General features: G+C 65.6%; 15 protein-coding genes. 7 read left to right on the top strand and 8 right to left on the bottom strand.

Annotation, left to right across the window (positions count from 1 at the left end; all coding sequences use genetic code 11):
* Positions 1-225 precede the first annotated feature (225 nt).
* Both gltB and ACVIYL_RS03440 read left to right on the top strand, forming a co-directional pair.
* Positions 226-4962 carry a glutamate synthase large subunit gene (gene gltB, locus ACVIYL_RS03435; RefSeq protein ID WP_456777750.1) on the top strand — a complete coding sequence of 1579 codons (4737 nt, stop codon included), beginning with the start codon at positions 226-228 and terminating at the stop codon, positions 4960-4962.
* A 159-nt stretch (positions 4963-5121) separates the two neighbouring features.
* Positions 5122-6579 (top strand): glutamate synthase subunit beta, encoded by a 1458-nt coding sequence (locus tag ACVIYL_RS03440; RefSeq protein WP_225163834.1) that lies wholly within the window; start codon positions 5122-5124, stop codon positions 6577-6579.
* A 176-nt stretch (positions 6580-6755) separates the two neighbouring features.
* Here the strand turns inward: ACVIYL_RS03440 and ACVIYL_RS03445 are convergent, their stop codons facing one another.
* Entirely contained in the window at positions 6756-8444 is a 1689-nt protein-coding gene (locus ACVIYL_RS03445) for an outer membrane beta-barrel protein (protein ID WP_456777751.1), read from the bottom strand.
* A gap of 260 nt (positions 8445-8704) precedes the next feature.
* Here ACVIYL_RS03445 and ACVIYL_RS03450 point away from each other — a divergent pair, with 260 nt between their 5' ends.
* Positions 8705-9712, top strand: a complete 1008-nt coding sequence (locus ACVIYL_RS03450) for a KpsF/GutQ family sugar-phosphate isomerase (RefSeq protein ID WP_092087532.1) — start codon at positions 8705-8707, stop codon at positions 9710-9712.
* Positions 9713-9812: 100 nt separating this feature from the next.
* On the opposite strand, the gene ACVIYL_RS03455 is transcribed toward ACVIYL_RS03450, so the two are convergent.
* A complete protein-coding gene (locus tag ACVIYL_RS03455) occupies positions 9813-10352 on the bottom strand; it encodes a carboxymuconolactone decarboxylase family protein (protein WP_456777752.1) in 540 nt (179 codons plus the stop codon).
* 87 nt (positions 10353-10439) lie between these two features.
* Here ACVIYL_RS03455 and ACVIYL_RS03460 point away from each other — a divergent pair, with 87 nt between their 5' ends.
* Complete coding sequence (locus ACVIYL_RS03460) at positions 10440-10775, top strand: winged helix-turn-helix transcriptional regulator (RefSeq protein ID WP_456777753.1); 336 nt, start codon at positions 10440-10442, stop codon at positions 10773-10775.
* 189 nt (positions 10776-10964) lie between these two features.
* On the opposite strand, the gene ACVIYL_RS03465 is transcribed toward ACVIYL_RS03460, so the two are convergent.
* From ACVIYL_RS03465 to hemH, 3 genes are all read right to left on the bottom strand, one after another.
* Positions 10965-11411, bottom strand: a complete 447-nt coding sequence (locus tag ACVIYL_RS03465) for an NfeD family protein (protein WP_028332871.1) — start codon at positions 11409-11411, stop codon at positions 10965-10967.
* A 41-nt stretch (positions 11412-11452) separates the two neighbouring features.
* Positions 11453-12457, bottom strand: coding sequence for an SPFH domain-containing protein (locus tag ACVIYL_RS03470; RefSeq protein ID WP_456777754.1), 1005 nt, complete (start codon positions 12455-12457; stop codon positions 11453-11455).
* Positions 12458-12656: 199 nt separating this feature from the next.
* Positions 12657-13694 carry a ferrochelatase gene (hemH, locus tag ACVIYL_RS03475; RefSeq protein ID WP_456777755.1) on the bottom strand — a complete coding sequence of 346 codons (1038 nt, stop codon included), beginning with the start codon at positions 13692-13694 and terminating at the stop codon, positions 12657-12659.
* Between the two features lie 111 nt (positions 13695-13805).
* Between hemH and ACVIYL_RS03480 the strand changes: the two genes are divergently transcribed.
* Entirely contained in the window at positions 13806-14204 is a 399-nt protein-coding gene (locus ACVIYL_RS03480; RefSeq protein ID WP_016842609.1) for an MAPEG family protein, read from the top strand.
* A gap of 147 nt (positions 14205-14351) precedes the next feature.
* Here the strand turns inward: ACVIYL_RS03480 and ACVIYL_RS03485 are convergent, their stop codons facing one another.
* The 3 genes from ACVIYL_RS03485 to ACVIYL_RS03495 are packed head-to-tail and all read right to left on the bottom strand — an operon-like array spanning position 14352 to position 18203.
* Positions 14352-15467 carry a nickel/cobalt transporter gene (locus ACVIYL_RS03485; protein WP_456777756.1) on the bottom strand — a complete coding sequence of 372 codons (1116 nt, stop codon included), beginning with the start codon at positions 15465-15467 and terminating at the stop codon, positions 14352-14354.
* Positions 15464-16102: a DUF1007 family protein gene (locus tag ACVIYL_RS03490; RefSeq protein WP_456781773.1), complete on the bottom strand. Its 639-nt coding sequence runs from the start codon at positions 16100-16102 to the stop codon at positions 15464-15466. The genes ACVIYL_RS03485 and ACVIYL_RS03490 overlap by 4 nt, the downstream gene beginning before the upstream one ends.
* Before the next feature lie 13 nt (positions 16103-16115).
* Entirely contained in the window at positions 16116-18203 is a 2088-nt protein-coding gene (locus ACVIYL_RS03495) for a M3 family metallopeptidase (protein WP_456777757.1), read from the bottom strand.
* A gap of 130 nt (positions 18204-18333) precedes the next feature.
* On the opposite strand from ACVIYL_RS03495, the gene ACVIYL_RS03500 reads away from it, so the two are divergent.
* The gene (locus ACVIYL_RS03500; protein ID WP_168857868.1) at positions 18334-18594 is read left to right on the top strand and encodes a hypothetical protein; all 261 of its coding nucleotides are present in this window, start codon (positions 18334-18336) and stop codon (positions 18592-18594) included.
* A gap of 671 nt (positions 18595-19265) precedes the next feature.
* Positions 19266-20408, top strand: coding sequence for a type III PLP-dependent enzyme (locus ACVIYL_RS03505; RefSeq protein ID WP_057016239.1), 1143 nt, complete (start codon positions 19266-19268; stop codon positions 20406-20408).
* Positions 20409-20505: the final 97 nt, after the last annotated feature.

Consider the following 20505-nt stretch of genomic DNA (forward strand, 5'->3'; position numbering starts at 1 on the left):
CTGTCTCAATTTCGAGGCCATCCCGGCATAGGGATTGCAACGAGACCTCGGCGCCCCGAGCTCCGAGAATGCTGCAGGCAGGGCCGTCCCTCAGGGGACGTTGAAACGCCCGTCGTCTGAATTTAGGAAAATGCGGCTCGCGGCGGACGAGCGGTGGCCCGGTGGGTGCCGCAACGTCCAAGGTGCGCCAAATATGGTGGGGCCCTTACGAAAGGGAGAGGACACATGAGCGGGTCGGAATTCGAGCGCGAAAACATCGTGGCAGGAACGCTGTCGGCGACCGCGGACTCGAAAGCCGCCGAGCCCGCGCGTGAGTTGCATACTTGGCGCCCGGAAGCCGAAGGCCTGTTTGATCCGAGCCTGGAAAAGGATTCCTGCGGCGTCGGCTTCATCGCCAACATCAAGGGCCAGAAGTCGCACCAGATCGTCTCCGACGCGCTGAACATCCTGTGCAACCTCGAGCATCGCGGCGCCGTCGGCGCCGACCCGCGCGCCGGTGACGGCGCCGGCATCCTGGTGCAGATCCCGCACGCCTTCTTCGCGCGCAAGACCGCAGAGCTCGGCTTCAAGCTGCCGCAGCCCGGCGAATACGCCATCGGCGCGCTGTTCATGCCGCGCGATGCCGCGTGGCGGAACGTGATCAAGAGCATCATCGCCGACGAGATCAAGAACGAGGGCTTCAAGCTGCTCGGCTGGCGCGATGTGCCCAGCGACAATTCCTCGCTCGGTGTCACCGTGAAGCCGACCGAGCCCTACCACATGCAGGTCTTCATCGGCCGCAATGGTGCGGCCAAGACCGAGGACGATTTCGAGCGCCACCTCTACATCCTGCGCAAGTCGATCTCGCAGGCGATCTATCAGCGCCGCGACCGCGGCATGGCGGGCTACTATCCGTGCTCGCTGTCGTGCCGCACCGTGATCTACAAGGGCATGTTCCTCGCCGACCAACTCGGCAAGTACTATCCCGACCTGCATGAGGCCGACTTCGACAGCGCGCTGGCGCTGGTGCATCAACGCTTCTCGACCAACACCTTCCCGACCTGGTCGCTGGCGCATCCGTACCGGATGATCGCCCATAACGGCGAGATCAACACGCTGCGCGGCAACGTCAACTGGATGGCGGCTCGGCAGGCGTCCGTGCATTCGGAGCTCTACGGCAAGGACATCAGCCGCCTGTGGCCGATCTCCTATGAAGGCCAGAGCGACACCGCCTGCTTCGACAACGCGCTCGAATTCCTGGTGCAGGGCGGTTACTCGCTGCCACACGCCGTGATGATGATGATTCCGGAAGCCTGGGCCGGCAATCCCCTGATGGATGAGCAGCGCCGCGCCTTCTACGAATATCATGCCGCGCTGATGGAGCCGTGGGACGGCCCGGCCGCGATCGCCTTCACCGACGGCCGCAAGATCGGCGCCACGCTCGATCGCAACGGCCTGCGCCCGGCGCGCTACCTCGTCACCAAGGACGACCGCATCGTGATGGCGTCCGAAATGGGCGTGCTGAAGATTCCGGAGGACCAGATCGTCACCAAGTGGCGGCTGCAGCCCGGCAAGATGCTGCTCGTCGACCTCGAGCAGGGCCGCCTGATTCCCGACGACGAGATCAAGGCCGACCTCGCCAAGAGCCATCCCTACAGCGACTGGCTGCATCGCACCCAGATCCAGCTCGAGGAGCTGCCGGATGCGCCGGCCAAGGGCGTGCGCTCCAACCTGCCGCTGCTCGATCGGCAGCAGGCGTTCGGCTACAGCCAGGAAGACATCGCGATCCTGATGACGCCGATGGCGGCCACCGGCGAGGAAGCCGCGGGCTCGATGGGCAACGACACGCCGATCTCGGCGCTGTCCGACAAGCCGAAGCAGCTGTTCACCTACTTCAAGCAGAACTTCGCGCAGGTGACGAACCCGCCGATCGATCCGATCCGCGAGGAAATCGTCATGAGCCTCGTCTCGATCATCGGGCCGCGGCCGAACCTGTTCGACCTGCAGGGCGTCGCCTCGACCAAGCGCCTCGAGGTGCGGCAGCCGATCCTGACCGACGCCGATCTGGAAAAGATCCGTTCGATCTCCGACGTCGCCGAGACCCATTTCAAGTCGCGCACGCTCGACACCACCTTCCACGCCGGGTTCGGCGCGGCGGGCATGGAGCAGGTGCTCGACGAGCTCTGCGCACGCGCCGAGGGCGCGGTGCGCGAGGGCATCAACATCATCATCCTGTCGGACCGCATGACCGGCACCGACCGGATTCCGATCCCGTCGCTGCTGGCCTGCGCCGCCGTGCATCATCACCTGATCCGCACCGGCCTGCGCACCTCGGTCGGCCTCGTCGTGGAATCCGGTGAGCCGCGCGAGGTGCATCACTTCGCCTGCCTCGCCGGCTACGGCGCCGAAGCGATCAACCCCTATCTCGCGTTCGAAACCATCCTCGCGATGAAGGACCGGCTGCCCGGCGCGCTCGACGATTACGAGATCGTCAAGCGCTACATCAAGTCGATCGGCAAGGGCCTGCTCAAGGTGATGTCCAAGATGGGCATCTCGACCTACCAGTCCTATTGCGGCGCGCAGATCTTCGACGCGGTCGGCCTGAAGGCGGACTTCGTCGCCAAGTATTTCGCCGGCACCCACACCCGCATCGAGGGTGTCGGCCTCGGCGAGATCGCCGAGGAGACCGTGCGGCGCCACACCGACGCGTTCGGCGACGGCCAGATCTACAAGAGCGCGCTCGATGTCGGCGGCGAATATGCCTACCGCACCCGCGGCGAGGACCACGCCTGGACCGCGGAATCGGTCTCGACGCTGCAGCATGCCGTGCGCGGCAATTCGCAGGAGCGCTACCGGGCGTTCGCCAAGATCCTCAACGAGCAGTCCGAGCGTCTCTTGACGCTGCGCGGCCTGTTCCGGATCAAGAGCGCCGAGGACGACAAGCGCAAGCCGGTCAAGCTCGAGGATGTCGAGCCGGCCAAGGACATCGTCAAGCGGTTCTCGACCGGCGCGATGTCGTTCGGCTCGATCTCGCGCGAGGCGCACACCACGCTCGCGATCGCGATGAACCGGATCGGCGGCAAGTCGAACACCGGCGAAGGCGGCGAGGAGTCCGATCGCTTCAAGCCGATGCCCAACGGCGACTCGATGCGCTCGGCGATCAAGCAGGTCGCCTCGGGCCGGTTCGGCGTGACGACGGAATACCTCGTCAACTCCGACATGATGCAGATCAAGATGGCGCAGGGCGCCAAGCCCGGCGAAGGCGGCCAGCTGCCCGGCCACAAGGTCGACGCGACGATTGCCCGCGTCCGGCATTCGACGCCGGGCGTCGGCCTGATCTCGCCGCCGCCGCATCACGACATCTACTCGATCGAAGACCTCGCTCAGCTGATCTACGACCTCAAGAACGTCAATCCGGACGGCCAGGTCTCGGTGAAGCTGGTGTCGGAGGTCGGCGTCGGCACGGTTGCCGCAGGCGTCGCCAAGGCGCGCGCCGACCATGTCACGATCGCGGGCTTCGAGGGCGGCACCGGTGCCTCGCCGCTGACCTCGATCAAGCATGCCGGCTCGCCGTGGGAGATCGGTCTTGCCGAGACCCATCAGACGCTGGTGCGCCAGCAGCTGCGCAGCCGCATCGCGGTCCAGGTCGATGGCGGCTTCCGCACCGGCCGTGACGTCGTGATCGGCGCGCTGCTCGGGGCCGACGAGTTCGGCTTCGCCACCGCCCCCCTGATCGCGGCGGGCTGCATCATGATGCGCAAGTGCCACCTCAACACCTGCCCGGTCGGCGTCGCGACCCAGGATCCGGTGCTGCGCAAGCGCTTCACCGGCCAGCCCGAGCACGTCATCAACTACTTCTTCTTCGTCGCTGAGGAAGTCCGCGAGATCATGGCGCAGCTCGGCTACAAGACGTTCGACGAGATGGTCGGCCAGGTCCAGATGCTGGACCAGACCGCGCTGGTCTCGCACTGGAAGGCCAAGGGCCTCGATTTCTCCAAGCTGTTCGTGCGGCAGAAGGAGGAGAAGGGCCAGACGATCTATCACTCGGAGAGCCAGAACCACCATCTGGAAGCCGTGCTCGACCGCCGGCTGATCGAGAAGGCGCAGGCCGCGCTCGATCGCGGCGCCCCGGTCAAGATCGAGGAAGAGATCAACAACACCGACCGCTCCGCCGGCGCGATGCTGTCGGGCGCGGTGGCCAAGATCTACGGCCATGCCGGTCTTCCGCTCGACACCATCCATGTCGGCCTGAAGGGCACGGCGGGACAGGCGTTCGGCGCCTGGCTCGCCAAGGGCGTCACCTTCGAGCTCGAGGGTGAAGGCAACGACTATGTCGGCAAGGGCCTCTCGGGCGGCTGCATCATCGTCAAGCCGCCGAAGATCTCCGGCATCGTGCCGGAAGAGTCGATCATCGTCGGCAACACCGTGATGTACGGCGCGATCGCGGGCGAGTGCTACTTCCGCGGCATCGCCGGCGAGCGCTTCGCGGTGCGCAACTCCGGCGCGGTCGCGGTCGTCGAGGGCGCCGGCGATCATTGCTGCGAATACATGACCGGCGGCATCGTCGTGGTGCTCGGCAAGACCGGACGCAACTTCGCGGCCGGCATGTCCGGCGGCATCGCCTATGTGCTGGACGAGGCCGGCGACTTCGACAAGCTCTGCAATCTTTCGATGGTCGAGCTCGAGCCGGTGCTGTCGGAGGAGATGATCAACGCCGACACCTACCACCACTCCGGCGATCTCGAGGCGCATGGCCGGGTCGACGTGTTCCAGAACCTGCTCGACTCCGATGTGGAGCGGCTGCACGTCCTGATCACGCGTCACGCCAAGCTGACCGGTTCGAAGAAGGCGGCGGAGATCCTCGCCGACTGGAAGAGCTGGCTGCCGAAATTCCGCAAGGTGATGCCGGTGGAGTACCGCCGCGCGCTGAAGGAAATGAAGGCCAACGCCGACGCCGAGCCGAAGATCGCGATCGGCGCGTAAGCCTGAAAGACCCTCATGGTGAGGAGGCGCGCAGCGCCGTCTCGAACCATGAGGCCGCCACACGGGCCTCCATCCTTCGAGACGCGGCGCACGCGCCGCTCCTCAGGATGAGGGTCAAACAGAACAGACGAACACATGATGCAGGGGCATCGGGTTTCAATGGGTAAGATCACAGGTTTTCTCGAGATCGAGCGGCATGACCGCAAGTACGAGCCGGTCGCCGATCGACTCAAGAACTTCAGGGAATTCGTCATTCCGCTGAGCGAGAAGGACACGCGCGACCAAGCTGCGCGCTGCATGAATTGCGGCATCCCCTATTGCCACGGCACGGGCTCGACCGCGCCGGGCACGCCGGGCTGCCCGGTCAACAACCAGATCCCCGATTTCAACGACCTCGTCTATCAGGGCAACTGGGAAGAAGCCTCGCGCAACCTGCACTCGACCAACAATTTCCCCGAGTTCACCGGCCGCATCTGCCCGGCGCCGTGCGAGGCGTCCTGCACGCTCAACATCGACGACAACCCGGTCACCATCAAGACCATCGAATGCGCGATCGTCGACCGCGCCTGGGACAATGGCTGGCTGAAGCCGGAAATCGCCGCGCAGAAGACCGGCAAGAAGGTCGCCGTGATCGGCTCGGGTCCCGCCGGCATGGCCGCCGCGCAGCAGCTCGCGCGCGCCGGCCATGAGGTGCACGTCTACGAGAAGTTCGCCAAGGCCGGCGGCCTGCTGCGCTACGGCATTCCCGACTTCAAGATGGAGAAGGGCATCATCGATCGCCGCGTGGCGCAGATGGAAGCCGAGGGCGTCACCTTCCACTACGGCAAGGCCGTGGGCGGCTCGACGCCCGGTGCGATCGATCCGCAAGAGCTCGCCAAGCAGTATGACGCCGTGGCGCTGACCGGCGGCGCGGAAGCCCCGCGCGACCTGCCGATTCCCGGCCGCGAGCTTTCCGGCATCCACTTCGCGATGGACTTCCTGCCGCAGCAGAACCGCCGCGTCTCCGGCGAGCCGCTGAACGGTGCCGCCGACATCCTCGCCGGCGGCAAGCATGTCGTCGTGATCGGCGGCGGCGATACCGGCTCGGACTGCATCGGCACCTCGTTCCGGCAAGGCGCAAAGTCGGTGACCCAGCTCGAGATCATGCCGGCGCCGCCCGAGCACGAGAACAAGGGCGTGACCTGGCCGAACTGGCCGCTGAAGATGCGCACGTCGTCGAGCCAGGCCGAAGGCGCGGTGCGCGAATTCGCCGTGCTGACGACGAAGTTCGAAGGCGTCGACGGCAAGGTGACGAAGCTGCATTGCGTCAAGGTCGACGATAAGTTCAAGCCGCTGCCCGGCACCGAGTTCACGCTCGACGCCGAGCTCGTGCTGCTGGCGATGGGCTTCGTCCATCCGGTGCACGAGGGCCTGCTCAAGACGCTGGGCGTCGAGCTCGATCAGCGCGGCAACGTCCGCGCCTCTCTGCACGACTACCAGACCTCGCGCGCGAAGATCTTCTCAGCCGGCGACATGCGCCGCGGCCAGTCGCTCGTGGTCTGGGCGATCCGAGAAGGCCGCCTGTGCGCGCGCTCGATCGACACCTTCCTGATGGGGAAGACCGATCTGCCGGGGTAAGCGCGTCAGCCGCCACGCCACTGCAGCCACACACTGAACTGTCATCGCCCGCGAAAGCGGGCGATCCAGTATTCCAGAGACGTCAGGGCTTGAACGGATGGGCCGCGGCGTACTGGGTGCCCCGCCTTCGCGGGGCACGACACCTCATTTGAGGTGCGACTTGCGCACCCTCGCCATTAATTCTGTACCCGCACGCCCAGCATCACCACTGTCGACGCCGAGCTCTGTCCTGGCTGATTCGAATCCAGCCAGTTCCGGCTCAGCGTGCCCTTGATCCAGAGGCTTCGGGTCAGCTTGTAGATCAGGTCGCCCGACAACGCGTAGATCTTGTCGGTGCGGTTGTCGCCCTGGTAATCGAGCGTGCCGTAGGTGAACTTGCCGATGCCGGTCAGCCAGCGGCGGAAATCGTGATCGACCTCGACGGTGTAGGTGCGCGACAGCACGCCCGAGGTGCCGGGCAGCGTGGTCTCGCCGATCTGGGTGTCGGAATAGAACTTTGCCGTGGTCAGCGGCGTCGCGGTCCAGGTCAGCGAGGCCGTGGTGAGCAGGCCTTCGAGTCGGCTAAGCCGCGGGTCGACATAGTCGCGCATGGCATAGCCGATCGAGATCTCACCGAACAACAGCCGGGTGAACTCGAACGACGTACCGACCTTGGCATAACCGCCCGACGAATTGCGCGCGTAACCGTTGCGGTCGAGATAGAGATCATGGAAGCGGCTGTCGCCCTCGACTTCGACAAAGGGCTTCACGGCTGGATTGAGCTCATAGCTGACGCGGCCGACGCCGCCGTATTGGGTGAAGTTGCGATCGTCGTTCGACGAAGAGGTGCCGTCGGTGAGCTTCGACCATTGGTAGTCGGTGCGGTCGATGGTGCCGCCGAGCGAAACCTGCATGCGGTTGAAATGCTGGTCGATGCCGAAGGTGCCGCCGACCGTGGTGTAGATCGGATATCTCGCGAGGCCGGCCTGCACGTTCGGGCTGCCGGGATTGTCGGTCGAGACCAGCAGGCGGGCCTGCCCCAGCAGATGCGTGTCCTTGGTGACGTCGACACGGCCGTCGATATGGCCGGTGAAATTCGGACGGTCGATGTCGAGCGGCGCCGACAGCGGCGTGCCGTCGGCGTTCGGCGTCAGCCCGGAGCCATAGCCGTTGAAGGAGCCGCGCAAATCGGCGACGACGGCGTGACGCTCCCAGTCGGAGACCGCGAGGAATTCCGGCGCGACCATGTAGAACGCCCGGCCCTGCGGCGAGTAGAGCCGACCGGGGTTGGTGTCGTAGCCGGCCATCACCTCGACCGCGGTCTTGACCATGAACGAGCCGGCATAATCGCCGACCGCGCCGAACGGATCGTCGTCGATCTTGAGCCGCTTGCGCGGCGGCTGGCCGACGATGGTGCCGGCCATCGCCGGCGGCAGCGGCGTCTTGTTGGCGGTCTCCGAGGGCGGGATCGACAGCCGCAGCTGCCCCGTGGCGTTCAATGGCACCGGCGTCGGCTGCGGCGAGCCGGGTCCTGCCGGCGGCTTCGGTTTGGCCTGGCCCGGATAATATTTCGGCTTCTGGCGTTTGCGGTTGAGCGAGTCATAGCCCGACGTCGAGGCGCCGTTCGCCGCGGGGAGCCCGTAGGTCGGGACCTGCCCGATCCGCGTCGTCGATGTTGATGTCGATGAAGACGAGGAGGAACGGCGATCGCGATCGGCGTCGGGCAGCCTCAGGCCGTTGAGCGGATCCATGGCGTCGGCCGTGGTCCGGCGCAGCGGCGAATCCTGCGTGATCACCTGACTCTGGCGATTGGGGCTGAACAGATCGGGCGTCACGGTCTGGGCCGCGGCGAACCCGGTGGTCACGGTCAGCGCCAGGACGGTCACGGCAGGGCATGGCAAAACCGCGCGGACGAGGCGTCCACGCCGGTCTTGGCCGCTTGCTGGCCGCCGCAACACGATGGAAAAACTCCAACGAATTCACATACTTGTCGGACGCACTCCGCCGGGCGGCGGAAAACGTCGTTAATGGAGTTAAAACAATTATGGTTAATGAGCCGTTGAGGATCGGCCGCCGCGCGTCGCATCGCGGAATCGAACGTGCTAAGGGAGACGCCCGGGTGCAAAACCCTCCCTTGGAATCCTAAATGGCCAAACCGAAACCGCTGATGACCAAATCATCCGGCCCCGATGACGGCGCCGTTCAATCGGCGCTCCGCACCCTCGATGCCGAAGCAAGCGGCGTCGCAGCCATCTCCGCGGCACTGAAGTCCGACCTCGGCGCGCCGTTCGCGGCCGCGTCCGAGTTGATCGGCAATGCCAAGGGACGGCTGATCGTCACCGGGCTCGGCAAGTCCGGCCATATCGGGCGCAAGATCGCCGCGACCTTTGCCTCGACCGGCACGCCGGCGTTCTTCGTGCACGCCGCCGAAGCGAGCCATGGCGACCTCGGCATGATCACGATCGATGACGTGATCCTGGCGCTGTCATGGTCCGGCGAGCAGCCCGAGATGCGCAACCTGATCGCCTATGCCGCCCGCTTCGGCATTCCGCTGATCGCGATGACGGCCGACAAGGACTCGACGCTGAGCAAGGCCGCCGACGTGCAGCTGACGCTGCCGAAGGCCCGCGAGGCCTGCCCGCACAATCTGGCGCCGACCACGTCCTCGCTGATGATGCTGGCGCTCGGCGATGCGCTGGCGATCGCGCTGCTCGAGGGCCGCGGCTTCACCTCGACCGATTTCAGCGTGCTGCATCCGGGCGGCAAGCTCGGCGCGCTCCTGAAATATGCCCGCGACCTGATGCATGGCGGCGACGCGCTGCCGCTGAAGCCGCTCGGCACCAAGATGTCGGATGCGCTGGTCGAGATGACCTCCAAGGGTTTTGGCTGCGTCGGCATCGTCGACCGCCACGGCCATCTCGTCGGCATCGTCACCGACGGCGATCTGCGCCGGCAGATGCGCCCCGACCTTTTGACGCTGTCGGTCGACGAGGTCATGACCAGGACGCCGAAGACGATCAGCCGCGATACGCTCGCCGGCGAAGTGCTGGAGCTGCTCAACGCCTCGAAGATCACGACGCTGATCGTGACCGATGCGAAGAAGCCGGTCGGCATCATCCATCTGCACGATCTGCTGCGCGCGGGCGTGGCGTAGCGCAAGCTTCCCCCGTCATTGCGAGCGAAGCGAAGCAATCCATCTCTCCTCTTGCGAGAAATGGATTGCTTCGTCGCTTCGCTCCTCGCAATGACGATGATTACCTCGGAAACCGCGCCGCGGTTTCCTCCAGCGGCAGGGCCAGCGCGTTGGCGAGGTAGGAGACCGTGCGGTAGAAGCCGCACAAGAGGATGATCTCCAGGATCTGGTCCTCATCGTAGTGCGCCGACAGCGCCGCGAATTCCTCCTCACTCAATGTCGCGCGGGCATGCAGCGCGTCGACTGCCGCGATCATTGCCTGTTCGGCCTGCGACCAGCAGCCGGCATCGGCCGCACCGCGCACGGTGGCGTGGACCTGCTGCTCCGTCAGTTCGGCGGCCGCGCCGAACGCCGTGACGTGGACGCCCCATTCATATTCGCAGGCATTGAGCGCACAGGTGCGGTCGATCACGATCTCCCGCGCCCGCAAGGGAAGCGGCCCGCGGTCCAATAAGCTGCCGCCGCGAAACTTCTCCCAGGCGCGCGGATGGCCGGCCATCACGCGGAACAGTACCAGCGGCGGCTTGCCGCGCATGATGCGATCGAAATGCTGTTGAACGTCCGCCGGATAGGGCGGATCGAGCGGCGCGAGGCGTGACATGGGCTGATCCCGTCGCTACATTTAATGTAGCGATATGCTACAATATCTGTAGCGACTCGCAAGAGGAATTCGAAAGGAATTCGCGACATGCCGAAGCAGGGCCCAGTCACAAGACCCAGCGTCCGCGGCTCGCGGACCGGCCGCCCGATCATGGCGCTGCTCGATCTATTGGGACGGCGCTGGACCTTGCGCATCATCTGGGAGCTGCGCGAGGGCGCGCTGACCTCGCGCGCGCTGCGCACGGCCTGCGACGAGGCCTCGCCGACGATCCTGCAGACGCGATTGACGGAGCTGCGCGAGGCCGGCTTCGTCGAGCTGACGGAGGATGGTTACGGCCTCACCGCGCTCGGCCGCGAGCTATTTGCGACATTCACGCCGCTCAACCGCTTCGCCGAGCGCTGGAGCAAGCAGGGCGGCAGCTAGACCTCGGCGGCCGTCAGTGTGTAGCCCGCATGAGCGGAGCGACATGCGGGACCGGTTTCCCCGGGTATCGCGGAGCCTGTCATCGGGCGCGCATGCGCGCGACCCGTTGGCTCACCCGGGCTACGGATTACTCGCCCGAAGCAGCATCCGACGCTCGGGGCCGAGTCGTCGTCGATGGCTCAGGCCAGACTAAGCGATCGCCACCGTCAGGCTGGCGCCGTCGGCGCGGACGACCTTCACCCGGCTGCCGGCCGGTGCATCGGGGCCGGCGACGCGCCACACCGTATCGTCGATCCGCACCGTGCCTGAACCGTCAACGATCGGCTTCTCCAGCGTGAATTCGCGGCCGACCAGGGCTTCGTTGCGGCGGTTGAGGAAGGGATTGGTCTTGCTTGCCGCCGTCGCGCCCTTCGCGAAATGCCGCCATGCCGGCACCGCCAGGGCGGCGAACACTGCGAACATCAAGAGCTGTATCTGCCAGGACGGCGTGAAGGCGAACGACAGCAGGCCGACCAGCAGTGCCGCGAGCCCGAGCCAGAACAGGAAAACCCCGGGCGCCGCAAGCTCCAGCGCCATCAGGATGAAGCCGAAGATCAGCCAGTTCCAGGTACCCAATGTCGAAAACATCTCGGCCATGACGTGACCTCTACCATTGCGGGCGCGACGCCGTCACGCCCTCACCGCTGCGGCGGCACCGGAGGCGGCGCCGTCGGACCGGCCGGCGGCACCGAACCGCCGCGCCGTACTGCGGCCGTGGCGGAGGCCGCGCTCTCGCCGAAGGTGGCGCGGGCGATCTCGCCGATGCCGGCCAGCGAGCCCAGCACGCTCGAGGTTTCGATCGGCAGCATCAGGACCTTCTGGTTCGGCGATTCCGCAAGCTGGCCGAACGCCTTGATGTACTTGTCGGCGATGAAATAGTTCAGCGCCGCGACGTCGCCCTTGGCAATCGATTCCGACACCATCTGGGTCGCCTTGGCTTCGGCCTCGGCGAGCCGTTCGCGCGCCTCGGCGTCGCGGAAGGCGGCCTCGCGGCGGCCCTCGGCCTGCAGGATCTGACCCTGCTTGGCGCCCTCGGCGCGCAGGATCTCGGATTGCCGCTGGCCCTCGGCCTGCAAGATGTCGGCGCGTTTGACGCGCTCGGCCTTCATCTGCCGGCCCATCGCCTCGACGAGGTCGGCCGGCGGCACGATGTCCTTGATCTCGATGCGGTTGACCTTAACCCCCCAGGGCGAGACCGCGGCGTCGACCACGCGCAGCAGCCGCTCGTTGATCTCGTCGCGATGCGACAGCACCTGGTCGAGATCCATCGAGCCCATCACCGAGCGGATGTTGGTCATGGTCAGGACGGTGATCGCCTGGTTGAGATTGGCGACCTCGTAGCTCGCCTTGGCGGCATCGAACACCTGGTAGAACGCGACGCCGTCCACCGTCACGGTGGCGTTGTCCTTGGTGATCACCTCCTGCTCGGGGATGTCGATCACCTGCTCCATCATGTTGATCTTGCGCCCGATGCGGTCGAAATAGGGCACGATCAGATTGAGGCCGGGGGACAGCGTGCGGGTGTATTTGCCGAACCGCTCGATGGTCCAGTCAAAACCCTGCGGAACGGTCTTGATCCCGGCGAACAGCGTAACGATGACGAGAAGAACAAACGCGATCGCGAAAACGTCGAAGCCAGTCATAAAGTCCTCCAGGGCCGGCGAGACCGTCGCCAGTCACGGTCGTGCATTGGTCGGCAGGACCGCTCCGCCGGTTCAGCCGGCTGTTGTTCTCCCTAGCACATAGGAAGCTGCTGTCGGATGACCAGATGCCAACGAATGCCCGTGCCCGGTGTCACGGATCGTTAACGATCAAAATCCAGCCTTGTTAAATCCAGCCTTGTTAGATCCAGCCTTGCAGCTCGCGCAGCACGAGCTGGCGGGTCACGTCCATGCCGCCGTCGCTGTCGTTGAGGCAGGGGATCGCCGCGAATTGCTCGCCGCCATTGTGCCGGAAGATCTCGGCATTCTCCTGCGCGATCTCCTCCAGGGTCTCCAGGCAATCGGCGGAGAAGCCGGGCGTGACCACGGCAATGCGCCGCACGCCGTCCTTGGCGAGTTTCTCGACCGTCTTGTCGGTATAGGGCTGCAGCCACTCGGCCTTGCCGAAGCGCGACTGGAAGGTGAGGATCAGCCGGTTGGCATCGAGCCCGAGCCGCTTGCGCAGCGCATTGGTCGTGGCGATGCATTGCGCCTGATACGGATCGCCCTTGTCGACATATTCCTTCGGCATGCCGTGGAACGAGGCGACGATGATCTCGGGCTGGAACGGCAATGTCGCAAGGTGCGCGTTGATCGAGACCGCGAGCGCCTCGATGTAGTCGGGATCGTCGTAGTAAGGCGGCGTCACCCGCAGGATCGGCTGCGCGCGCATGCCGGCCAGCACGCGAAACGCCTCGTCGCAGACCGTCGCCGACGTCGCGGCGGAATATTGCGGATAGAGCGGCACCACCAGCAGCCGGCCGCAGCCCTGCGCCGCCAGCGCCTCGATGCGCTGCTTGATCGAGGGGTTGCCGTAGCGCATCGCCCAGTCGACCACGACGTGGTCGTGATCGGCGATCGCCTCCGCCAGCTTGTCGGCCTGCGAGCGCGTGATGGTCTTCAGCGGCGACTCGTTCTTCTCGGTGTTCCAGATCTTCAGATAGTCGCGCGCCTTGCGGGCCGGACGGACCCGCAGGATGATGCCGTTGAGGATCAGCTTCCAGAGCAGGCCCTGATCCTCGATCACCCGCGGATCGGACAGGAATTCCTTGAGGTAGACCCGCACGCCGGCGGCATCCGCCGTATCGGGCGTGCCGAGATTGACCAGCAGCACGCCGACGCGTTCCGGCTTCGGCGCCCCGGCAGGCTTCGCGCTCTCGAAGGGGATCACCGTGCTCATGGCCTTGCGCTAGATATCCTTCGCCTGGGAGCTTTGGGCTTCGCGCGTTGCTCCAACCTTGTCAAGCCGAGTGCGGGTTGGCTACGTTCCCGTGCGGAATAAGGGGGAACCATGACGATCGCCGAATGGTGCGTCTTCGGGACGCTGATGCTCTCGCTGCTGACGATCGTATCGGTGAAGTGGACCGGCTTCCGCAGCTTCGACAATGCCAGACCGCGCGATCCCGACTTCTACGACGATCCGATCCGCTCGCGGGCGCTCGGCGCGCACCAGAACGGCATCGAAGCCTTCCCGTTCTTCGCCTTCGCCGTGCTGCTCGCCGAATTCCGCGTCGGCCCGCTGCGGCTGATCGACGAGCTCGCCGTGCTGTTCCTGATCGTGCGGATCGCCTACGTCTTCACTTATATCGGCAACCGCCCGACGCTGCGCTCGATCCTCTGGAGCATCGGATTTGCGATCAACATCGCGATCTTCCTGCTGCCGGCGATCAGAGGGTATCTGACGAGTTGAGTGCGAATCCGCTCCCCTCCCCGTCATCCTGAGGAGCGCGCCCTCGCGCGCGTCTCGAAGGATGCACGGCCCGGCTGGTGACCGTCGATCCTTCGAGACGCCTGCTACGCAGGCTCCTCAGGATGACGGATAACCTGGAGTGGGACCCTACAGGCACGTCGCCCGTTCGGCCGCGATGTAGCCGAACAGCAGCCCGAGCCCGAACAGCAGCACAAGGCCCGCGGCGGCGAACTCCAGGCCGCGCATGATCACCATGCCGCCGCCGTCGCGCGCCGCGCTCAGCCGCTCGGCCACGCCGCGCGCCGACACCGCGACCAGCGCGATCGCCGCCACCGTGATGGCGGTGCCGAGCCCCATCACGAAGGTCGCGGCAATGCCGGCCCAGAACAGGCCCTGCGCCAGCGCGAACACCAGCACCAGGATCGCGCCCGAGCAGGGCCGGATCCCGACCGTGAGGATCGCGCCGAGCCCCCGCCGCCAGCCGCCGGGACCGGCGAGCTCGGCCGGCGTCGGCCCGTGCGAATGGCCGCAATGCTCGTCACGGACGTGCTGCGCGTCATGCCCGTGATCGTGACCGTGATCATGATGATGCCCGTGATCGTCATGCGCGTGACGGTGATGGTGATCATGGCGGTGGTCGTGGTGATCGTGATCATGGTGGTCGTGATGATGCGCGCCGGCCATCGCCAGCGCCGGCCGCGGCGCCTGCAGGGCGCGGAAGAAGCTGCCGCCCTTGACCCACACCAGCCGGGCGCCGAACGCCGCGATCAGCGCGTAGCTTGCGATCTCGATCGCCTTCTCCGCCCCGCACATCGTCTTCGCGGTCGCGTTGAGCAGCCAGGCACAGATGCCCACGATCAGAACGGCGACCACCGACTGCATCAGCGCCGAGGCGAACGACAGCACGATGCCGCGCCGCGCGGTCTCGCGATTGGCGATCATGTAGGACGAGATCACCGCCTTGCCGTGGCCGGGGCCGGCGGCATGGAAGATTCCGTAGGCAAAGGAGATCGCAAGCAGCGTCCAGACCGCCGAACCGTCGGATTTCGCGGCGCGGATGGTCTGGGAGATCTCGCGGTAAAACTCCGACTGTTTCGCCAGCAGCCAGCCGACCAGGCCGCCCTGCGGCTCCGCCGCGCGCGGCGCGCCGAACGGATTTTGCGCCAGCAGCGCATGAACGGCGCCATCAAGCAATGCTATTGCAGCGACCACGGCGGCTGTGACGACGAGGCCGCGCGTCATGCGCGAGACGGTCGGCGTCATAGGCACTCCACCGAGACCTTGTTGGCGAACATCATGCCGAAATTGCCGTTGCCGCCGTCGAGAAAGGTCTGCTCGCCGAGCTTCTGCGCGGCTGCGGTGCCGTCGCTATTCGGCCGTTCGAACTGCATCTTGCAGCCCGCCGCGGCGCCGACCAGCTTGACCGGCTCCTTCTCGGCATACTGGAAGTCGATGAAATAGGTCGGGTCGAACACTTCGAGCGCGAGCTGCCTGGCCTTGAACGGCGTCTTCACCGGCAAGGTGAAGTGCAGCGTCAGCGCCGAATCCTTGTATTCGAGGAAATAGTCGACCGGCTCGGTGAACTTCTGCTTCTTGCCGTCGCCCTTGGCGAAGGTGAAGTAGGCGTATTCCTTCAGCGATTCGACATTGGTCTGCGCCAGCGGCGCCAGCTCCTCGCGGCTGTAGGCGCCCTTCACCTTGGTCTCGATGCCCTGCAGCGCGTAGGTCGAGAACATGTCGTCAAACGTCCAGGCGTGCCGGACCCCGGTGATGGTGCCGTCGGGCGCGTAGATCAGCTCGCTCCTGGCGACGATCCAGACATGCGGATGGGCCTCGGCGGCCGCCGTGCCGAGCACGACGGACACCGCAAGCACGAGCCAGCCGATCAGCCGGTTCAACGACGGCCGCACCTCAGGCCGCCTCGGGCGTTTCGAGCAGGCCGCGACGGCGCAGCAGCGCGTCCGGCTCGGGCTCGCGGCCGCGGAAGGCGACATAGGCCTCCTCCGGATCGCGCGAGCCGCCCGACGAATAGATGTCGTCATGCAGCCGCTTGGCGGTCGCGGGATCGAAGATGTCGCCGGCCTCCTCGAAGGCGCCGAAGGCGTCGGCGTCCATCACCTCCGACCACATGTAGCTGTAGTAGCCGGAGGCATAGTGGTCGCCGGAGAAGATGTGGCCGAACTGGGTCGGCCGGTGCCGCAGCGAGATTTCGGCGGGCATACCGATCTTCTCCAGCTCCTTCTGTTCGAAGGCGCGGACATCCCAGCTCGCCGCTGCCGGCTGGGTGTGGAATTCGAGGTCGACCAGCGCAGAGGAGACGAACTCCACGGTGGCAAAGCCCTGGTTGAACTTGCGCGCGGCAAGGAAGCGCTTGAGCAAATCGTCCGGTAGTGCCTCCCCGGTCTCGTAGTGGCGGGCGAAGCGCTGCAGCACCTCGGGCCGCTCCTGCCAGTGCTCATAGAGCTGCGAGGGCAGCTCGACGAAGTCGGTGAACACGCTGGTTCCGGACAGTGACGGATAGGTCACGTTGGACAGCATGCCGTGCAGGCCATGGCCGAACTCGTGGAACAGGGTCCGCGCGTCGTCGGGCGACAGCAGCGACGGCGCGCCATCGGCGCCCTTGGCGAAGTTGCAGACATTGATGACCAGCGGCGCGACGGCACCGTCGAGCTTCTGCTGGTCGCGCAGCGAGGTCATCCAGGCGCCGGAGCGCTTCGAGGGCCGCGCGAAGTAGTCGCCGTAGAACAGCGCCTTGTGCTGGCCGTCGCGGCCCTTGACCTCCCAGACCCGGACGTCCGGGTGCCACACCGGGATATCCTTGCGCTCCTCGAAGGTGACGCCGAACAGGCGGGTGGCGCAGTCGAACGCGGCCTCGATCATGTGGTCGAGCACCAGATAGGGCTTGATCGCGGAATCGTCGAAATTGGCGCGGCGCTGGCGCAGCTTCTCGGCGTAGTAGCGCCAGTCCCAGGACGCGAGGGTGAAATTGCCGCCCTCCTCCGCGATCAGCGCCTGCAGCGCGTCGCGGTCGGCGAGCGCCCGCGCTCGCGCCGGCTTCCAGACCCGCTCCAGGAGGCCGCGTACGGCCTCCGGCGTCTTGGCCATGGAATCCTCGAGGCGGTAGGCGGCGTAGGTCGGGAAGCCCAGGATCTTGGCGGTCTCCTCGCGCAGCCTGAGGATCTCCACGATGGTGGCGTTGTTGTCGTTGGCGTTGCCATTGTCGCCGCGCGCCGTGAAGGCCTTGTAGACCTTCTCGCGCAGGTCGCGCCGCGACGAGCTCTGCAGGAACGGCTCGACCGAGGAGCGCGACAGCGTCACGATCGCCTTGCCTTGCATGCCGCGCTCTTCCGCCGCAGCCTTGGCAGCCGCCACAAATGTGTCGGAGAGGCCGGCGCGGTCGGCCTCGCCGAGCTCCATGAACCACTCCTGCTCGTCGCCGAGCAGATGGTGGCTGAACGAGGTGCCGAGATGGGCGAGGCGCTCGTTGATCTCGGCCATGCGGGCCTTTGCCGCATCGTCGAGGCCGGCGCCGGAGCGGCGGAAGCGGGTGTAGGTGCGTTCCAGCAGCCGCATCTGCTCGCCAGTCAGGCCGAGGGAGGCGCGCTTCTCGTGCAGCATGGCGATGCGGCCAAACAGCACAGCGTTCATCATGATCGGATTCCAGTGCCGCGCCATCCGGGGCGACACCTCCTTGTCGATCTCCAGGATCGCCGGGCTCGAATGCGCCGAGACCAGGTCGTAGAACACCGCCGAGACCTTCGACAGCAGCTTGCCGGAGCGCTCCAGCGCGGTGATGGTGTTGTCGAAGTCGGGCAGCGCCGGATCATGGGTGATCGCAGTCACTTCCGCGGAATGATCGGCGAAAGCCTGCTCGAAAGCGGGGAGGAAATGCTCCGGCTTGATCTCGGCGAACGGCGGCGTCTCGAGCGGCGTCCGCCATGCCTTCAGGAGGGGGTTGGCAAGAGCCTGAGCCTTGGCGTCTGCGCTGGTTTCTGACATCGAATGTCCCGTTTTTCGCCTTGAAAATGCTGCCCAATCTATATCACGCGATACGGCATTTTTGGGCCTTTTGCGCTTGATAGATGGGCACTTTTCGGAGAGATTGCGCCCCCTGAACAGGACCTATTTCATGACCATGCAGCCCTCCAACTCAGGCAACCGCACCATCGCCTGGCCAAGCGTCATCACCGTGATCTCGGCGGCGATCCTGATCGGCGCGGAAGTGTTCGGCGCGGCGTTCGCCGGCGGCTGGGCGCTCGCGATTCTGCTCGGGCTCGACGACGTCGCCGCGCACATCCTGCAGGCGGTGCTGTTCGGCATCGGCGTGCTGATCATGATCGCCTTCATCCGCGCAGCTCAGCGCGTCGAGCCGTTCACGCGTCGCGCGTGAGTTTGAGCGATTCAAGAAAGCACTGCGGCACAGGGCTAAAACGCACACACGCTTCGTTAGTCATTCTTAACAGCCGTTCATCTTCAGCGCGTCCGACGCGTGCTGCGCGCGACATCGCAAGCACGCGTTAGGGAAATTTGCCGCTATCGCAAAAAAATTCTTGCGCCACGAAGTCAAAAGACTTATTTCCTGCCTTGCCCAATTTCGCACGTGCCTGTGGTCGTGTGTCAGTCGGTAGGTATCCGGACAAGAGGCCGGACAGCCGCCAAGGGGTGGAAGAACCGAGGGTCGCTTACGTCCATCAGGACACGAGGCGGCCAGCATCTCTCTCCAGGGATGCCGTTGAAGGTCTCACCACTCTTTGCAACCGTGACTGGCAGCCGGAGGCGAACCGGCGCACCCCGCTCTCAACGGGGGACGCGACTTAAAGCAACGACGGATCGGGCTTTTTTGGTCTCTACCGGCGGTCCAACGCCGGCCCGGGCTACTGAAAAGGCTTGTCCTTCATTGCCAGGTGATCGGGCGGGAAACTCTCCCAACCAATCCACGGCAGCACAGTCTGGTTTGAGTCTCTTGGCCTCAACGCGCCTCCATCGCGCGATGTGGCCGAAGCGCTCTTACCCGACGTCACGTTGATGCGGATCCCGTCGCTGGGACCGTTGGAGAGTGCCATGACTGAACGTATCCAGGAATTCCTGCGCCACCGCCGCCAGGATGGACTCGACACCGAGCCGTGCCTCGTCGTCGACCTCGAAGTCGTGCGCGACAATTACCAGACCTTCGCGAAGGTGCTGCCGGACAGCCGCGTGTTCTATGCGGTGAAGGCCAACCCGGCGCCCGAAGTGCTGTCGCTGCTGGCCTCGCTCGGCTCCTGCTTCGACACCGCGACGGTTGCGGAAATCGAGATGGCGCTGGCCGCCGGTGCGACGCCGGACCGCATCTCCTATGGCAACACGATCAAGAAGGAGCGCGACATCGCGCGTGCCTTCGCGCTCGGCATTCGCCTGTTCGCGGTCGATTGCGCCGCCGAGGTCGAGAAGATCGCCCGCGCCGCCCCCGGCGCCAAGGTGTTCTGCCGCATCCTCTATGACTGCGCCGGCGCCGAGTGGCCGCTGTCGCGCAAGTTCGGCTGCGACCCGGAGATGGCGGTCGACGTGCTCGACCTCGCCAAGCGCCTGGGCCTGGAGCCGTGCGGCATCTCGTTCCATGTCGGCTCGCAGCAGCGCAAGGTGAAGGCGTGGGACCGCGCGCTCGCGATGGCGTCGACCGTGTTCCGTGACTGCGCCGAGCGCGGGATCAACCTCACCATGGTCAACATGGGCGGCGGCTTCCCGACCAAGTACCTCAAGGACGTTCCTCCGGTCCTGCAATATGGCCGGTCGATCTTCCGCGCGCTGCGCAAGCATTTCGGCAACCAGATTCCGGAGACGATCATCGAGCCGGGCCGCGGCATGGTCGGCAATGCTGGAATCATCGAGACCGAAGTCGTTCTGATCTCGAAGAAGAGCGACGAGGACGAGGTGCGCTGGGTGTATCTCGACATCGGCAAGTTCGGCGGTCTCGCCGAGACGATGGACGAGTCGATCCGCTACGCCATCCGCACCCCGCATGACGGGGCGGACATGACGCCGTGCGTGCTCGCGGGCCCGACCTGCGACAGCGCCGACGTGCTGTACGAGAAGCTGCCGTATCCGCTCCCGGTGACGCTCGAGATCGGCGACAAGCTGCTGATCGAAGGCACCGGCGCCTATACGTCGACCTACTCGTCGGTGGCGTTCAACGGCATTCCGCCGCTGAAGACCTACCACATCTGACCCGCCTCGTTTTCGAGGCCCGATAAACCGGGAGCCGGCCCCGCCGGCTCCTTCCCGATCATTTTTGATTTTTCCTGAACGACGCTTGCCGCGGCGT

The organism is Bradyrhizobium sp. USDA 3315, assembly GCF_054056795.1.

Excerpts from the sequence above, each read along its gene's own strand:
- gltB (WP_456777750.1), top strand. The coding sequence starts at position 226 with ATGAGCGGGTCGGAATTCGAGCGCGAAAACATCGTGGCAGGAACGCTG.
- ACVIYL_RS03440 (WP_225163834.1), top strand. The coding sequence starts at position 5,122 with ATGGGTAAGATCACAGGTTTTCTCGAGATCGAGCGGCATGACCGCAAG.
- ACVIYL_RS03450 (WP_092087532.1), top strand. The coding sequence starts at position 8,705 with ATGGCCAAACCGAAACCGCTGATGACCAAATCATCCGGCCCCGATGAC.
- ACVIYL_RS03455 (WP_456777752.1), bottom strand. The coding sequence starts at position 10,352 with ATGTCACGCCTCGCGCCGCTCGATCCGCCCTATCCGGCGGACGTTCAA.
- ACVIYL_RS03460 (WP_456777753.1), top strand. The coding sequence starts at position 10,440 with ATGCCGAAGCAGGGCCCAGTCACAAGACCCAGCGTCCGCGGCTCGCGG.
- ACVIYL_RS03465 (WP_028332871.1), bottom strand. The coding sequence starts at position 11,411 with ATGGCCGAGATGTTTTCGACATTGGGTACCTGGAACTGGCTGATCTTC.
- ACVIYL_RS03470 (WP_456777754.1), bottom strand. The coding sequence starts at position 12,457 with ATGACTGGCTTCGACGTTTTCGCGATCGCGTTTGTTCTTCTCGTCATC.
- hemH (WP_456777755.1), bottom strand. The coding sequence starts at position 13,694 with ATGAGCACGGTGATCCCCTTCGAGAGCGCGAAGCCTGCCGGGGCGCCG.
- ACVIYL_RS03480 (WP_016842609.1), top strand. The coding sequence starts at position 13,806 with ATGACGATCGCCGAATGGTGCGTCTTCGGGACGCTGATGCTCTCGCTG.
- ACVIYL_RS03485 (WP_456777756.1), bottom strand. The coding sequence starts at position 15,467 with ATGACGCCGACCGTCTCGCGCATGACGCGCGGCCTCGTCGTCACAGCC.
- ACVIYL_RS03495 (WP_456777757.1), bottom strand. The coding sequence starts at position 18,203 with ATGTCAGAAACCAGCGCAGACGCCAAGGCTCAGGCTCTTGCCAACCCC.
- ACVIYL_RS03500 (WP_168857868.1), top strand. The coding sequence starts at position 18,334 with ATGACCATGCAGCCCTCCAACTCAGGCAACCGCACCATCGCCTGGCCA.
- ACVIYL_RS03505 (WP_057016239.1), top strand. The coding sequence starts at position 19,266 with ATGACTGAACGTATCCAGGAATTCCTGCGCCACCGCCGCCAGGATGGA.